Raw genomic sequence first — 13,664 nt, 5'->3', positions numbered from 1 at the left:
GTAACATGGTGAAACGCCAGGAAGCGGAAACAACCGAAGATACTGCTGAAGAGACCGGTGATGCCCCGCTTATCGACGTGAACGAAGCGTCGGTGAAGCGCATGATCGCGCGCGCCAAGGAGCGCGGTTACATTACCTACGATGAGTTGAACGCCAACTTGCCGCAGGAACAGATGTCCTCCGAGCAGATCGAGGACATCATGGCCATGCTGAACGAGATGGGCATCAACGTCATCGAGGGCGATGACCCCGAGGACGTGGAAGCGGAGCCCGCCGTTCAGGAGATCGACGCTGTCGCCGATTGCGACGACGACACCCTCGACGCGCCTGCCGTCACCAAGAAGGAAACCGCGCTGGACCGCACGGACGATCCGGTGCGCATGTACCTGCGCGAAATGGGCGCGGTCGAGCTGCTGTCGCGCGAGGGCGAAATCGCCATCGCCAAGCGCATCGAGGCGGGCCGCGACACCATGATCGCCGGGCTGTGCGAGAGCCCCCTCACCTTCAAGGCGATCATCGAGTGGTCCGAGGCCCTGAACAACGGCCAGATGCTGCTGCGCGAGATCCTCGATCTCGACGCCATGCTGTCCAAGGGGCCGAGCGAGGCGCAGGTTGAGGGCGCCGACAGCGACTCCGACCTGCCGACCGTCGCCTACAAGGAAGACGACGACGATGTCGTGGAGGAATCCTCCGACGACGACGAGTTCACCGAGCGCCGCGCCAAGCGCCCCTCCTTCGAGGAAGAGGAGGAGGACAACACCCTGTCGCTTGCCGCGATGGAAGAGGTGCTCAAGCCCCAGGCGCTGGAGAAGTTCGCCCAGATCACCGCGGCCCACAAGAAGTTCGCCAAGCTGCAGGAGCAGCGGCTGGAGGCCATTCACCGCGGTGAGGACTTCGGCCAGGCCAACGAGAAGAAGTACCAGAAGCTGCGCGAGGAGCTGACCGCGCTCGTCGAGAGCGTGCAGTTCAACAACAGCAAGATCGAGCAGCTGGTCGAGCAGCTTTATGCCCTCAACAAGCGGCTGATGGTGCTGGGCGGTCAGGCGCTGCGCCTTGCCGAGCGCTACCGCATTCCGCGTCAGGCCTTCCTGGACGAATATCTGGGCAAGGAGCTGGAGGAAGGCTGGCTCGACCGCGTCGCCAAGCTCGGCAAGAACTGGGACAACTTCATCACCGCCGAGCGCGCCAATATCGAGAACCTGCGCGCGCAGGTGGCCGAGATCGCCAACGCCGCCGGCGTGGACATCGAGGAATTCCGCCGCATCGTCACCATGGTGCAGAAGGGCGAGCGCGAAGCCCGCATCGCCAAGAAGGAGATGGTGGAGGCCAACCTGCGCCTCGTCATCTCCATCGCCAAGAAGTACACCAACCGCGGCCTTCAGTTCCTCGACCTCATCCAGGAAGGCAACATCGGCCTGATGAAGGCGGTGGACAAGTTCGAGTACCGGCGCGGCTACAAGTTCTCCACCTACGCCACCTGGTGGATCCGGCAGGCCATCACCCGCTCCATCGCGGACCAGGCCCGCACCATCCGCATCCCGGTGCACATGATCGAGACGATCAACAAGCTGGTCCGCACCAGCCGCCAGATTCTCCACGAAATCGGCCGCGAGCCGACGCCGGAGGAACTGGCCGAGCGTCTCTCCATGCCGCTGGAGAAGGTGCGCAAGGTGATGAAGATCGCCAAGGAGCCGATCTCGCTCGAAACCCCGATCGGCGACGAGGAGGATTCGCACCTGGGCGATTTCATCGAGGACAAGAACGCGGTCATTCCGCTGGACGCCGCCATCCACGGCAACCTGAAGGAAACCGTGACCCGCGTGCTGGCCTCGCTCACGCCCCGCGAGGAGCGCGTGCTGCGCATGCGCTTCGGCATCGGCATGAACACCGATCACACGCTGGAGGAAGTGGGCCAGCAGTTCTCGGTGACCCGCGAGCGTATCCGTCAGATCGAGGCCAAGGCGCTGCGGAAGCTCAAGCACCCGTCGCGCTCGCGCAAGATGCGCAGCTTCCTCGACACCTGAGCGGACGCCGCCAACCGGCTGTTCCAGGCGCCCCGGACCCCGTGTCCGGGGCGCTTTCGTTTTAACCTTTGAAATTGACTGGTGACTTTACCGGAACGGAACTCTGCTTGGTTTCCGGGCAGTCGTTAAACGACTCTTAATGTTCGGCTGATAGTTTCCCAGCCGACATGGCCTACGATCTGAAAGAACCAAGCGCTGCCGCGTTGCAGCCGGCCGGCGCCGATCCGCGCCGGAGCGAGAGCCATTGGAACGTCATGGCCCAGCAGTCTGCCTCGGGCCCGGATTTCGCCGCCAACCTGCTCGAGGGCCTGAAGCGCGAGCCCGCCCTGTCCCCCGCCTATCTCGCCGAGCTGAGCGATGTGCCCTGGGAGCTTGCGACGGCCATCCTCGCCGACTTTGCCCACCTGTTCGCCATCGCCAGCCACGGCTGGCCGATCATGGCCACGCAGGTGGCCGGCGCCTTGCAGGAAACCCTGCCGGTGGACCTGCCGGCGCCCGACCTGGCCGTCGCCCTGTTCGGTGACTCCATTCTCCATGCGGACTGCATCCGCCAGCTTGCGGTGGCGGTCGGCCCCACCCGCCTGCGGGCCGGGCTCACCACGTCGGAGGCGAACGCCCTCACTCACCGCCGGCGCCTCGAAATCCTGCTCACCTCCGAGCGCAACGGCTGCGCCTTCGGCACCGGCACGGCCATCAGCCTGTCGTGGATGCGCGTCACGCGGCTCATCAGCCATGTCCTCCAGAACGCGCCGTCCGGCCAGCCCGCCATCACCATTCCGGGGCTGGAGATCATGGCGCACCAGCCTCCCGCCCCCACACCGGCACTGACCGAGTATCTGGCGACCATCGCCGAAGACCCCTCGGCGCGGCGCGGCCTGCTGTTCGGCATCGGCCAGGCGCTCACGCTTCAGGCCACCTTCTGGTCCATGCTGGCCGAGCGGGCGCGTTGCCTGTCGCGCCGGAAGATCTAGTCCCCTGCCATTCCGCCAGATTGCCGATCCCCCGGGAGCCGATTAGGGTGCCCGATGACCTGTGGTTTTGACTTGTGGTTTTCTGGAAGGGGAAGACAGCAGCCATGCGCTTTACCGGCACGTCGAACTATGTCGCCACCGACGACCTGAAGGTTGCCGTCAACGCCGCCGCCACCCTGCGCCGCCCGCTGCTGGTGAAGGGCGAGCCCGGCACGGGCAAGACGGTCCTGGCCATCGAGGTGGCCAAGGCGTTCAACGCGCCGCTCATCGAATGGCACGTGAAGTCCACCACCAAGGCCCAGCAGGGTCTCTACGAGTACGACGCGGTCAGCCGCCTGCGCGACTCCCAGCTCGGCGACCCCAAGGTGCACGACATTTCCAACTACATCCGCAAGGGCAAGCTGTGGGAGGCCTTCACCTCCCCCGAGACCCCGGTGCTGCTGATCGATGAAATCGACAAGGCGGACATCGAGTTCCCCAACGACCTGTTGCAGGAGCTCGACCGGATGGAGTTCCACGTCTACGAGACCGGCGAGACGGTGAAGGCGGTCAACCGCCCCATCGTCATCATCACCTCGAACAACGAGAAGGAGTTGCCGGACGCCTTCCTGCGCCGCTGCTTCTTCCACTACATCAAGTTCCCCGACCCGGAGACCATGCAGTCGATCATCGACGTGCACTTCCCCGACATCCGCCGGGATCTGGTGCGCGAGGCGCTGAACATCTTCTACGAGATCCGCGAGATGCCGGGCCTGAAGAAGAAGCCCTCCACCTCCGAGCTGCTGGACTGGCTGAAGCTGCTGATGCACGAGGATCTGCCCGCCGACGTGCTGCGCAGCCGCGACACCAAGAAGCTCATTCCGCCACTGCATGGCGCGCTGCTCAAGAACGAGCAGGACGTGATGCTGTTCGAGCGGCTGGCCTTCATGGCGCGGCGCGGCGAATAGGGCGGCAGACCGGGGTATTTGTACCGTCTCCCCCCGGGCGAGCCCTTGACCTTGCGGCCCCGCGATACCAGCCTTCCCTGAGGACCCAGCCGGGAGGCCTCGCCATGGCTGCAGACACCTCGCCCGCCGCAGGCACATCGGCCGCAACCACGCTCGCCGTGACCACACTGGCGGACGCGAACCGGCTCGCCGACGCGCTGGCGGACGGGCCGGACGCCCAGCTCGCGGCCCGGCTGTGCGACCTCCTGCTGGCGGGCCGGCCGGATCTGGCCAGTGCCGTGTTCAGCCGGGCGCTCGAATCCCGGCAGGCGTATGACAACGCCTCGCTGATCCCCTTCCATGTGGCGCTGCGGGCACTGAGCCTGTTCGCGGAAGACCCGGCCAGGGAAGACGCGCTGCGCCTCGCCCGGCAGATCCTCGACCGGCCGCCCGCGCCCCGGCTGATCGCCATCGGCGGCGTCTCGGGCGCAGGCAAGTCCACCCTCGCCCGCGCCCTTGCGGTCCGCCTCGCGCCGCCGCCGGGCGGCGTCTGGCTGCGCACGGACGGTATCCGCAAGCGCCTGTTCGGGTTGCCGCCGGAGGTGCGGCTGGGGGAGGAAGGCTACCGGCCCGCCGTCAGCCGCGCCGTGTACCGGCGGCTGGTGCGCACCACCCGGACCCTCCTGAAACAGGGGCTGGTGGTGATTACCGAGGCCACCTTCGTGCGCCGGGCCTCGCGCAACGCCATGCAGCGCCTCGCCGAGACCGCGGGCGTGCCCTTCCATGGCCTGTGGTTGGACGCCCCGGTCGAGGTGATGATGGCGCGGGCCGACCGTCGGGCGCAGGCCGTCGAAACCCCGGATGCATCCGATGCCACCGCCGCGATCGTCGCCCTTCAGGCGGAGGACGTGCGCGGGCGCATCCTCTGGCAGCGGCTGGACGCAAGCGGCACGCCCGAGGAGGTGCTGGAGCGGGCGCTGGCGGCACTGGCCGGGCCCCCGCCCGCCTGACCGGCGCGCCCGCCCCGGGGCGCGCGCAACCTGCCTCTCCTCATGGGTTCTGCCCCGGCCGTTTCTGGCGTATGGAAGGGAGGCGCCCGCGCCTCGCGGCGGCGGGCCCGACTGGGGGAAGAGACGGCAGATGTTTCTCGATTTTCTCACGGCCTTGCGCGACGCCCGGATTCCGGCCTCCCTCAAGGAGCATCTGTTGCTGCTGGAGGCGCTGAAGGCGGGCGTCATCAGCCCGCGCGTCGAGGAATTCTATTATCTGGCCCGCGCCACCTACGTGAAGGACGAGACCCTGCTCGACCGCTTCGATCAGGTCTTCGGCAAGGTCTTCAACGGCATCGAGACGGTGATCGACACCGGCACGGCGGAGATCCCCGAGGAATGGCTGCGCGCCCTCTCCGAGCTTTATCTCAGCCCCGAGGAGATGGAGAAGATCAAGTCCCTCGGCTCCTGGGAGGAGATCATGGAGACGCTGAAGAAGCGCCTCGAGGAGCAGAAGGAGCGGCATCAGGGCGGCAGCAAGTGGATCGGCACCGGCGGCACCTCCCCCTTCGGCGCCTACGGCTACAATCCCGAGGGCGTCCGCATCGGGCAGGACCGCAACCGCCACAATCGGGCGATCAAGGTGTGGGACAAGCGGGAGTTCCGGAACCTGGACTCCTCGGTGGAGCTGGGTACCCGCAACATCAAGGTGGCGCTGCGCCGCCTGCGCCGCTTCGCCCGTGAAGGCGCGGCCGACGAGCTGGATCTGGACGGCACCATCAAGGCCACCGCCAAGCGCGGCTTCCTCGACCTCAAGATGCGGCCGGAGCGGCACAACGCGGTGAAGGTGCTGCTGTTCCTCGACGTGGGCGGCTCCATGGACCCCTACATCAAGGTGATGGAGGAACTGTTCTCCGCCGCCACCTCCGAGTTCAAGCACCTGGAATTCTTCTACTTCCACAACTGCCTCTACGAGGGCGTGTGGAAGGACAACCGCCGCCGCTGGGCCGAGCGCACGCCCACCTGGGAGGTGCTCCACAAATACCCCAGCGACTACAAGGTGATCTTCGTGGGCGACGCCGCCATGAGCCCCTACGAGATCGCCATTCCCGGCGGCTCGGTGGAGCACTGGAACGAGGAAGCGGGCCAGGTCTGGCTCCAGCGGGTGCTGAACGTCTACCCGCACACGGTCTGGCTCAACCCGACGCCGGAGAAGCACTGGCACTACAGCCAGTCCACCACCATGATCCGCACCCTGTTCGAGAACCGCATGTACCCCCTCACCCTCGACGGGCTGGACCGCGCCATGCGCGAGCTGACGCGCTGACCCACGCGGTTTGATCGGGGAAAGACTCTGCGTTGCAGGGGACCCGGTCCCCAGCACCTCCTTCCTTTATTAAGTTCCCGCATCAAAAACAAAGGCGGCCGGCACAAGGGCCAGCCGCCTTCACGAAGTCACCGAGGATCACCGGGCCTGCCCGGCGTGCCCTCAGGCCGCCGTCAGGCTCGGCGCTTTGCGCAGCTCCAGGGACTGATCCATGGCGTAGGCCCGCCCGAAGCGGTTGGCCAGGAACGCCGGCAGCGGAATGTCCTCCTGCCGCACGAAGCCCTTCTGCGGCAGCTCGCCCGCCGCCAGCATGTCCAGCACGGCGCAGATGGCGCTGGCCGTCGTCACCTGAATGGCGGCCCACTGCTTGCCGCCGATCTCGCGCGGATAGATGCGGTTGGCGTAGCTTTCCTGCATCAGGCGGCCGTTGCGCTTGCCGGTGGCGGTCGCGAACACCACCACCATGTCCTGCTCCGTCGCCGGCAGGGCGTTCTCCAGCACCTGCTTGAACAGCTCCCGCTGCTGGCCGAGTCGCAGGTCGTGAATCAGGGTCCGCATGATGTCCCGGTGGCCGGGGTAGCGGATGGTCTGGTAGCTGAGGTTCTGCACCTTGCCCGCGAGGGTCTCGCCCAGGGTGCCAAGGCCGCCGGAGGTGTTGAACGCCTCGAAGGTCACGCCGTCGAGCACGAACTGCTCCACGTTCTCCAGCGCCGGGAGCAGCGTCGGCCGGCCGTTCACGATGGCCTCGCACGGCTCCAGATATTCGTTGATGACCCCCTCGGTCGACCAGGTGAGGTTGTAGGTCAGGCTGTTGGTCGGGAAACGCGGCAGCGCACCGACGCGCAGGCGCAGGGTGTCCAGCTCGTCGAAGGTGTCGGCCAGATGCTTGCCGACGATGGCGATGAAGCCCGGTGCCAGACCGCACTGGGGGATGAGCGCCGCCTCGGCGGAGCGGCTCATCTCCTTGACCAGCTTGGTGGACGCCACGTCCTCGGTCGGGTCGAGATAGTGCACGCCCGCCGCATGGGCGGCGCGGGCGATCCGGGCGGTAATGTTGTACGGGGCGGCGGAGATCACCGCGAACCGGTGTTTCAGCGCATCGGCCAGCGCCTGATCGTCGGTGGCGTCCAGCACCATCCGGTTCAGGCCGTTCATGTCCGCAACCCGCGCCAGGGCCTGTTCGGAGCGGTCGGCCACCGTCACGCGGTAGTCGCCCGTCGGCAGCAACAGGGCTGCGATCATCTCGCCAATGTTGCCGGCGCCAATCACCAGTATATCACGCATTGAATATCCACCCCTTCTCTTTGCCCGTAATATAGCGCAGGGTACGCCCCTGCACAGTCGAAGTGGAGCGCCGCTCTGCACAATACGCTCGACATTTGTCGGCAGATTGTTCAAATACCCGTCATTATGGCTGAAGACTCACTCGACGCTCGCTTGATCGAGCTCTTGATGCAGAACGCGCGCCTGCCGACGGCGGTGCTGGCGCGCAAGCTGGGGGTTGCGCGCTCGACGGTTCAGGCCCGCATCGACCGCCTGGAGGCGACGGGCGTCATCACCGGATATTCGGCGCGGCTGGGCGCGGCGGACACGCGGGTGCGCGCCCATGTGCTGATCGGCGTGGCGCCGCAACAGCAGGCCGCCGTCGAGGCCGGGCTGAAGCGCATCAGCGCCGTGGTCAGCCTGCTCTCGGTCAGCGGCCCCTACGATCTGATCGCCATTGTGGCGGGTCCGACAACGCACGACCTCGACATGGCCCTCGACCAGATCCGCCTGCTCGAAGGCGTGCGCGAGACCATGTCGTCCATCATTCTCAGCCGGAAGTTCGAGCGCGGCTGACGGGCCCCTGCCCGCCGCCGCCCTGCACCTCTCAACCGTTGCTCAGCCCTTGCGGTCCAGATTGTCGGCGGCAAAGCTGGCGCGGGCGGCGGCGAGCGCTTCCTGCGCCAGATCGTCCGCCAGGGCGGTGTTGGTATCCACCGATCCTTCCATCACCGCGGCCCGGCAGGCCAGCGCCATGGCGAGGGCCTGAAGCACGTCGCCGTTGGTCGCGCCGATTTCCGCCACCTCGCAATCGAGCGTGTCCAGCAGCACGTCCAGCACCTCGCCCACATGCTCCGGGGCGACCGTATGCGGGTGAAGCGGGAATGCGAAGCTGATCTGCTGGTCGTCCTCGGACCAGATGGAATAGACAAGCCGGTTCTTCCGGTCCGCCATGAGGGTTCCTCCCGCCGGCCGTCGAGACACCGGCTTTGGGCAAGCAACTAACACCGGGGGAAGTCTAGCATGGCGCGGAGGCGGCGCGTGCCGCCCGGCCGGGAGTCCGTCCCGCTCCCGCCACGCTTCGGCCCGCCGCCGTGAACCGTTCCGGCCTCAGCACTCCGCCATGTTGACGGCAAGCCCGCCCTGGGAGGTCTCCTTGTACTTGGCGGACATGTCGAGCCCGGTCTGGCGCATTGTCTCGATCACCTTGTCCAGCGGCACCACGTGCGAGCCGTCGCCCAGCAGGGCAAGGCGCGAGGCGTCGATGGCCTTGATCGCGCCCATGGCGTTGCGCTCGATGCAGGGGATCTGCACCAGCCCGCCCACCGGATCGCAGGTAAGGCCGAGGTTGTGCTCCATGCCGATCTCGGCCGCGTTTTCGATCTGGGCGTTGGTACCGCCCAGCGCCGCCGTCAGGCCCGCCGCCGCCATGGAGCAGGCAACGCCCACCTCCCCCTGGCAGCCCACCTCCGCGCCGGAGATGGAGGCGTTGCGCTTGAACAGCGCCGCAATGGCCGCCGCCGTCAGCAGGAAGATGCGGATGCCCTCCGGCGTGCTGTTGCAGAACCGGTCGTAGTAGCGCAGCACCGCCGGGATGATGCCCGCCGCGCCATTGGTCGGCGCGGTCACCACCCGGCCGCCCGCCGCGTTCTCCTCGTTGACCGCCATGGCCCACAGGTTCACCCAGTCCATCACGGTCATCGGATCGCGCAGCGAGCGCTCCTGCCGCTCCAGCAGCTTGCGGTACAGCGCGGGCGCGCGGCGCGGCACCTTCAGCCCGCCCGGCAGCACGCCCTCCTCCCGGCAGCCGCGGGAGATGCAGGCGTCCATCGTCGCCCACAGGGCGTCGATCCCCGCCTCCACCTCGGCGCGGGAACGCGTGACCATCTCGTTGGCCATCACCAGGTCGGCAATGGCCAGGTTGTGCTGCTCGCCCAGCGCCAGAAGTTCGGCGGCGGTGTCGAACTGGTAGGGCACCGCCACGCTGTCCTCGATCAGCGCGTTGCGCCCCGCCTCCTCCTCGCTGACGACGAAGCCGCCGCCCACCGAATAGAAGATCTCCCGCGCCGCCTCGCGGCCTCCGGCGCCATATGCGGTGAAGCGCATACCGTTGACGTGGTAGGGCAGACGCACCTCGCATTCGAGCACCAGATCCGCCCGGGGGTCGAAGGGAACGGGCTTCTCGCCCGCCAGCCGGAGCCGCTGCTCCGCGCGGATACGCGCCACCGCCGGTTCGATGATCTCCGGGTCGATCACGTGCGGCAGGTTGCCCTCGAGCCCCAGCAGCACGGCGCGGTCCGTGGCGTGGCCGAGGCCGGTGAGCGCCAGCGACCCGAACAGTTCCACCTGCACCCGCTCGACCGCGTTCAGAAGGCCCCTCTCCCGGAAGCCGGTGACAAAGCGCGCCGCCGCCAGCATCGGGCCAACCGTGTGGGAGCTGGAAGGCCCGACGCCCACCTTGAACACATCGAACAGGCTCAGGAACATAACTCTGCTTTCTCCCCGGGGCCGGGCGTCTGAGTTTTTCTGCCCGGCGCGACTCCGCCCCAAGGTAGGGCCGCGACCAGCAATTAAAAAGGGCCGCCGAGGCCTCCAGCCACCGGCCGCCCTTCGCATCCGGGAGAAAAATCTACCCTGATTACACGAACTTACGGGAAATGAGACTCGCCTGTTTCCCTTGCGCGCAGGGAGCACAGACGGCAATCGAAAGGGGCGTGCGAGAGCGCCATCGCCCCTCCCGCACGCGCAACAGCCCCCCCGAAAAAATGCCGCGTTACACCACCTCGAACAGGCCCGCCGCGCCCATGCCGCCACCGATGCACATGGTGACGACCACGTATTTCGCGCCGCGCCGCTTGCCCTCGATGAGCGCATGGCCCGTCAGCCGCGCGCCGGACATGCCGTAGGGATGGCCGATGGAAATGCCGCCGCCGCTCACATTGAGCCGGTCGTCGGGGATGCCGAGGCGGTCGCGGCAGTAGATCACCTGCACGGCGAAGGCCTCGTTCAGCTCCCACAGGCCGATGTCGCCGACGGTCAGGCCGTGCTGCCGGAGCAGCTTGGGCACGGCGTAGACCGGCCCGATCCCCATCTCGTCCGGCTCGGTGCCCGCAACCGCCATGCCGCGATAGATGCCGAGCGGCTCCAGGCCGCGCCGCTCCGCCTCCCGCGCTTCCATCAGCACGGAGGCCGAGGCACCATCGGAGAGCTGGCTGGCGTTGCCGGCGGTGATGAAGCCGTCCGGCCCGCGCACCGGTTGCAGGCTGGAGAGCCCCTCCAGCGTCGTGTCCGGCCGGTTGCCCTCGTCCTTCGCCAGCGTCACGTCCTTGAAGGAGACCTCCTTGGTCTCCTTGTTCACCACGGCCATGGTGGCGGAGACGGGGATGATCTCGTCATCGAACCGGCCCTCCGCCTGTGCCTGCGCAGTGCGCTGCTGGCTTTGCAGGGCATATTCATCCTGCGCCTCGCGGGAGATGCCGTAGCGCTTCGCCACCACCTCGGCGGTGTCGATCATCGGCATGTAGATGGCGGGCACCCGCTCGACCAGGCTCTTGTCCGGCTCGATCCGGTACCGGTCGTTCTGCACCGTGGAGATGGACTCGACCCCGCCGCCGATGGCGATCTGCATACCGTCGTGGACGATCTGCTTGGCGGCCGTTGCGATCGCCATCAGGCCGCTGGCGCATTGGCGATCGATGCTCATGCCCGGCACGGAGGTGGGCAGCCCGGCGCGGAGCAGCGCCAGCCGGGCGATGTTGGGCGTCTGGCTGCCCTGCTGGAGCGCGCATCCCAGGATCACGTCCTCCACCTCGGCCCCGTCGATGCCCGCGCGCTGCACCGCCGCCGCGATGGCATGGCTGGCGAGCGTGGGCGCTGGCGTCGCATTGAACGCACCGCGATAGGCCTTGCCGATGGGCGTGCGCGCCGTCGAGACGATAACTGCTTCCCGCATGATCCTCCTCCCCGGGGCGGCAGGGGTCTGCCGCCCTCCCCTCATCCGTGGTGAACAGGCTTACGCAGTACTTGCCGGGCGCGGCGCCCGGGCTCCTCAGCCGAGGCTGGCGAAGCCCTTGCCATCCGCCACCAGCTGCTCCAGCAGCGGCGACGGCTTCCACCAGCGCGCGCTCACCGTCTCGGCATAGCCCCGGATCTTCTCCAGCGCGTTGGCGAGGCCGATCTCGTTTTCCGCCCAGAACATGGGGCCGCCGCGATAGGCGGGGAAGCCGTAGCCGTAGAGGTAGACGATATCGATGTCGCTCGCCCGGTAGGCGATGCCCTCGCGCAGCACCTCGCAGCCGATGTTGACCATGGCGAGGAAGCAGCGCTCGATGATCTCCTGATCGGAGATTTCGCGCGGGGTGATGCCGTATTCGGCCCGCACCTCGTCGATCACCTGTTGGGTCACCGCCGAGGGCCTGGGCGTGCGGTCGCCCGGCTCATAGTCGTAGTAGCCGCCGTTGGTTTTCTGGCCGCAGCGGCCCATCTCGACGAGCCGGTCGGCGATGCGCACGGCCTTCGGCTCGTAGGCGTCCGGCGACTGGTCCTTGCGCGAGCGGTAGCCGATGTCGAGCCCCGCCAGATCGCCCATCTGCAGAACGCCCATGGGCATACCGAAGTCGTAGAGCACCTTGTCCACCTGCTGGGGCGACGCGCCCTCCAGCACCAGAAGGCCCGCCTCGCGGCCATAGCCCTGCAACATGCGGTTACCGATAAAGCCGTGGCAGTTGCCCGCCACCACGCCCACCTTCCTGATGGTCCTGGCGACCGCCAGCGCGGTGGCCAGCACGTCCGGCGCCGTCTTCTCGCCGCGCACGATCTCCAGCAGCTTCATCACGTTGGCGGGGGAGAAGAAGTGCATCCCCAGCACATCCTGCGGCCGGGAGGTGTAGGAGGCGATGGTGTCGATGGAGAGGTACGAGGTGTTGGAGGCAAGGATCGCCCCCGGCTTCGCCACCCGGTCCAGCTGGGTGAACACCTGCTTCTTCACCTCCAGCGTCTCGAACACCGCCTCGATGATGAGGTCCGCGTCCTTCAGGTCATCGTAGGAGAGCGTGGGCCGCAACAGCCCCATGCGCTCCTCCACCTGCGCCGCTGTCAGCTTGCCGCGCGCGGCGGAGCGCTCGTAATTCCTGCGGATGACGCCGAGGCCCCGCTCCAGCCCTTCCTGGCTCACCTCAAGGAGGGTGACGGGAATGCCCACGTTGGCGAAATTCATGGCGATACCGCCGCCCATGGTGCCCGCGCCGATCACGGCGACGGAGCGGACCGGGCGCGGCGTCACCCCCTCCGGCAGGTTGGGGATCTTGGCCACCTGCCGCTCGGCGAAGAACACATGCTGGAGCGCCCGCGCCTGCGGGTTGGCGGCGCAGGCCAGGAACAGCTGCCGCTCCCTCGCCATGCCGTCCGCGAACGGGAGGGTCGCCGCCGCCTCCACCGCGTCAACGATCCGCTGCGGCGCGAACAGGTTGCGCTTTTCCTTTGCCACCTGCTTGCGCATGTCCTCGAAGTAGGTCTCGGGCAGGGCCGCGCGGTCGATGGTCTTCTCGCTGACGCGCGGGTGGCTGGCACCGCTGGCGGCCTTCTCGCTGGCGAAGGCGATGGCCTCCTCCAGGAGGTCGCCCTCGACGATCCGGTCGATGATGCCCAGCTCCGCCGCCTTCGGTGCCAGGATCGGGTCGCCCGAGAGGATGACCGGCAGCGCCTTCTCGACGCCGATGAGGCGCGGCAGCCGCTGGGTGCCGCCCGCGCCGGGCAGGATGCCGAGCTTCACCTCCGGCAGGCCCACCTTGGCGTCGCGCGTCGCCACCCGGTAGTTGCAGCCGAGCGCGATCTCCAGCCCGCCGCCGAAGGCCGTGCCGTGGATGGCGGCCACCAGCGGCTTGCCGAAGCGGTCCAGCTCGGCCACCACCTCCGGCAGGAAGGGCTCCTTCGGGCCGGTCTTGAACTCGGCGATGTCCGCGCCCGCCATGAAGGTGCGGCCGGCGCAGGCGATGACCACGGCCTTCACGTCCGCATCGGCCGCCGCCTGCTTCAGCCCGTCAAGGATGCTCAGGCGCACGCCCAGGCTGATGGCGTTGACGGGCGGATTGTCCACCAGAATGACACCCACGTGCCCACGCTTCTCGAACCGTCCCGACATTGCCGTTCATCCTTTCTTTTTGATC

11 protein-coding genes are annotated in these 13,664 nt (G+C 67.5%); 6 read left to right on the top strand and 5 right to left on the bottom strand.

Features of this window, described 5'->3' with window-relative positions:
* Positions 1–5: 5 nt before the first annotated feature.
* The 5 genes from rpoD (at position 6) to ACSJJU_RS07190 (ending at position 6,237) form a co-directional block, all read left to right on the top strand.
* Entirely contained in the window at positions 6–2,024 is a 2,019-nt protein-coding gene (gene rpoD / locus ACSJJU_RS07210; protein ID WP_435914648.1) for an RNA polymerase sigma factor RpoD, read from the top strand.
* Between the two features lie 254 nt (positions 2,025–2,278).
* A complete protein-coding gene (locus ACSJJU_RS07205; RefSeq protein WP_435914647.1) occupies positions 2,279–2,995 on the top strand; it encodes a DUF6975 family protein in 717 nt (238 codons plus the stop codon).
* A gap of 104 nt (positions 2,996–3,099) precedes the next feature.
* Positions 3,100–3,942: an AAA family ATPase gene (locus ACSJJU_RS07200; protein ID WP_435914646.1), complete on the top strand. Its 843-nt coding sequence runs from the start codon at positions 3,100–3,102 to the stop codon at positions 3,940–3,942.
* Between the two features lie 104 nt (positions 3,943–4,046).
* On the top strand, positions 4,047–4,931 hold the full coding sequence (locus tag ACSJJU_RS07195; protein WP_435914645.1) for an AAA family ATPase: 885 nt from the start codon (positions 4,047–4,049) through the stop codon (positions 4,929–4,931).
* Positions 4,932–5,061: 130 nt separating this feature from the next.
* A complete protein-coding gene (locus ACSJJU_RS07190) occupies positions 5,062–6,237 on the top strand; it encodes a vWA domain-containing protein (RefSeq protein ID WP_435914644.1) in 1,176 nt (391 codons plus the stop codon).
* A 162-nt stretch (positions 6,238–6,399) separates the two neighbouring features.
* Here ACSJJU_RS07190 and ACSJJU_RS07185 read toward each other — a convergent pair whose 3' ends face one another.
* Complete coding sequence (locus ACSJJU_RS07185; protein ID WP_435914643.1) at positions 6,400–7,521, bottom strand: saccharopine dehydrogenase NADP-binding domain-containing protein; 1,122 nt, start codon at positions 7,519–7,521, stop codon at positions 6,400–6,402.
* 126 nt (positions 7,522–7,647) lie between these two features.
* Between ACSJJU_RS07185 and ACSJJU_RS07180 the strand changes: the two genes are divergently transcribed.
* Positions 7,648–8,076: an Lrp/AsnC family transcriptional regulator gene (locus ACSJJU_RS07180; RefSeq protein ID WP_435914641.1), complete on the top strand. Its 429-nt coding sequence runs from the start codon at positions 7,648–7,650 to the stop codon at positions 8,074–8,076.
* 42 nt (positions 8,077–8,118) lie between these two features.
* Here ACSJJU_RS07180 and ACSJJU_RS07175 read toward each other — a convergent pair whose 3' ends face one another.
* The 4 genes from ACSJJU_RS07175 to ACSJJU_RS07160 form a co-directional block, all read right to left on the bottom strand.
* Positions 8,119–8,454 (bottom strand): hypothetical protein, encoded by a 336-nt coding sequence (locus ACSJJU_RS07175; protein WP_435914640.1) that lies wholly within the window; start codon positions 8,452–8,454, stop codon positions 8,119–8,121.
* Between the two features lie 156 nt (positions 8,455–8,610).
* Positions 8,611–9,987, bottom strand: a complete 1,377-nt coding sequence (locus tag ACSJJU_RS07170) for an L-serine ammonia-lyase (RefSeq protein WP_435914638.1) — start codon at positions 9,985–9,987, stop codon at positions 8,611–8,613.
* A 286-nt stretch (positions 9,988–10,273) separates the two neighbouring features.
* Complete coding sequence (locus ACSJJU_RS07165) at positions 10,274–11,452, bottom strand: acetyl-CoA C-acyltransferase (protein WP_435914637.1); 1,179 nt, start codon at positions 11,450–11,452, stop codon at positions 10,274–10,276.
* Between the two features lie 96 nt (positions 11,453–11,548).
* The gene (locus tag ACSJJU_RS07160; RefSeq protein WP_435914636.1) at positions 11,549–13,639 is read right to left on the bottom strand and encodes a 3-hydroxyacyl-CoA dehydrogenase NAD-binding domain-containing protein; all 2,091 of its coding nucleotides are present in this window, start codon (positions 13,637–13,639) and stop codon (positions 11,549–11,551) included.
* Positions 13,640–13,664: the final 25 nt, after the last annotated feature.

Source organism: Pedomonas sp. V897 (assembly GCF_051304405.1).
Classification (GTDB): domain Bacteria; phylum Pseudomonadota; class Alphaproteobacteria; order Sphingomonadales; family Sphingomonadaceae; genus Pedomonas.
This window is presented reverse-complemented; position numbering and strand designations above follow the sequence as displayed.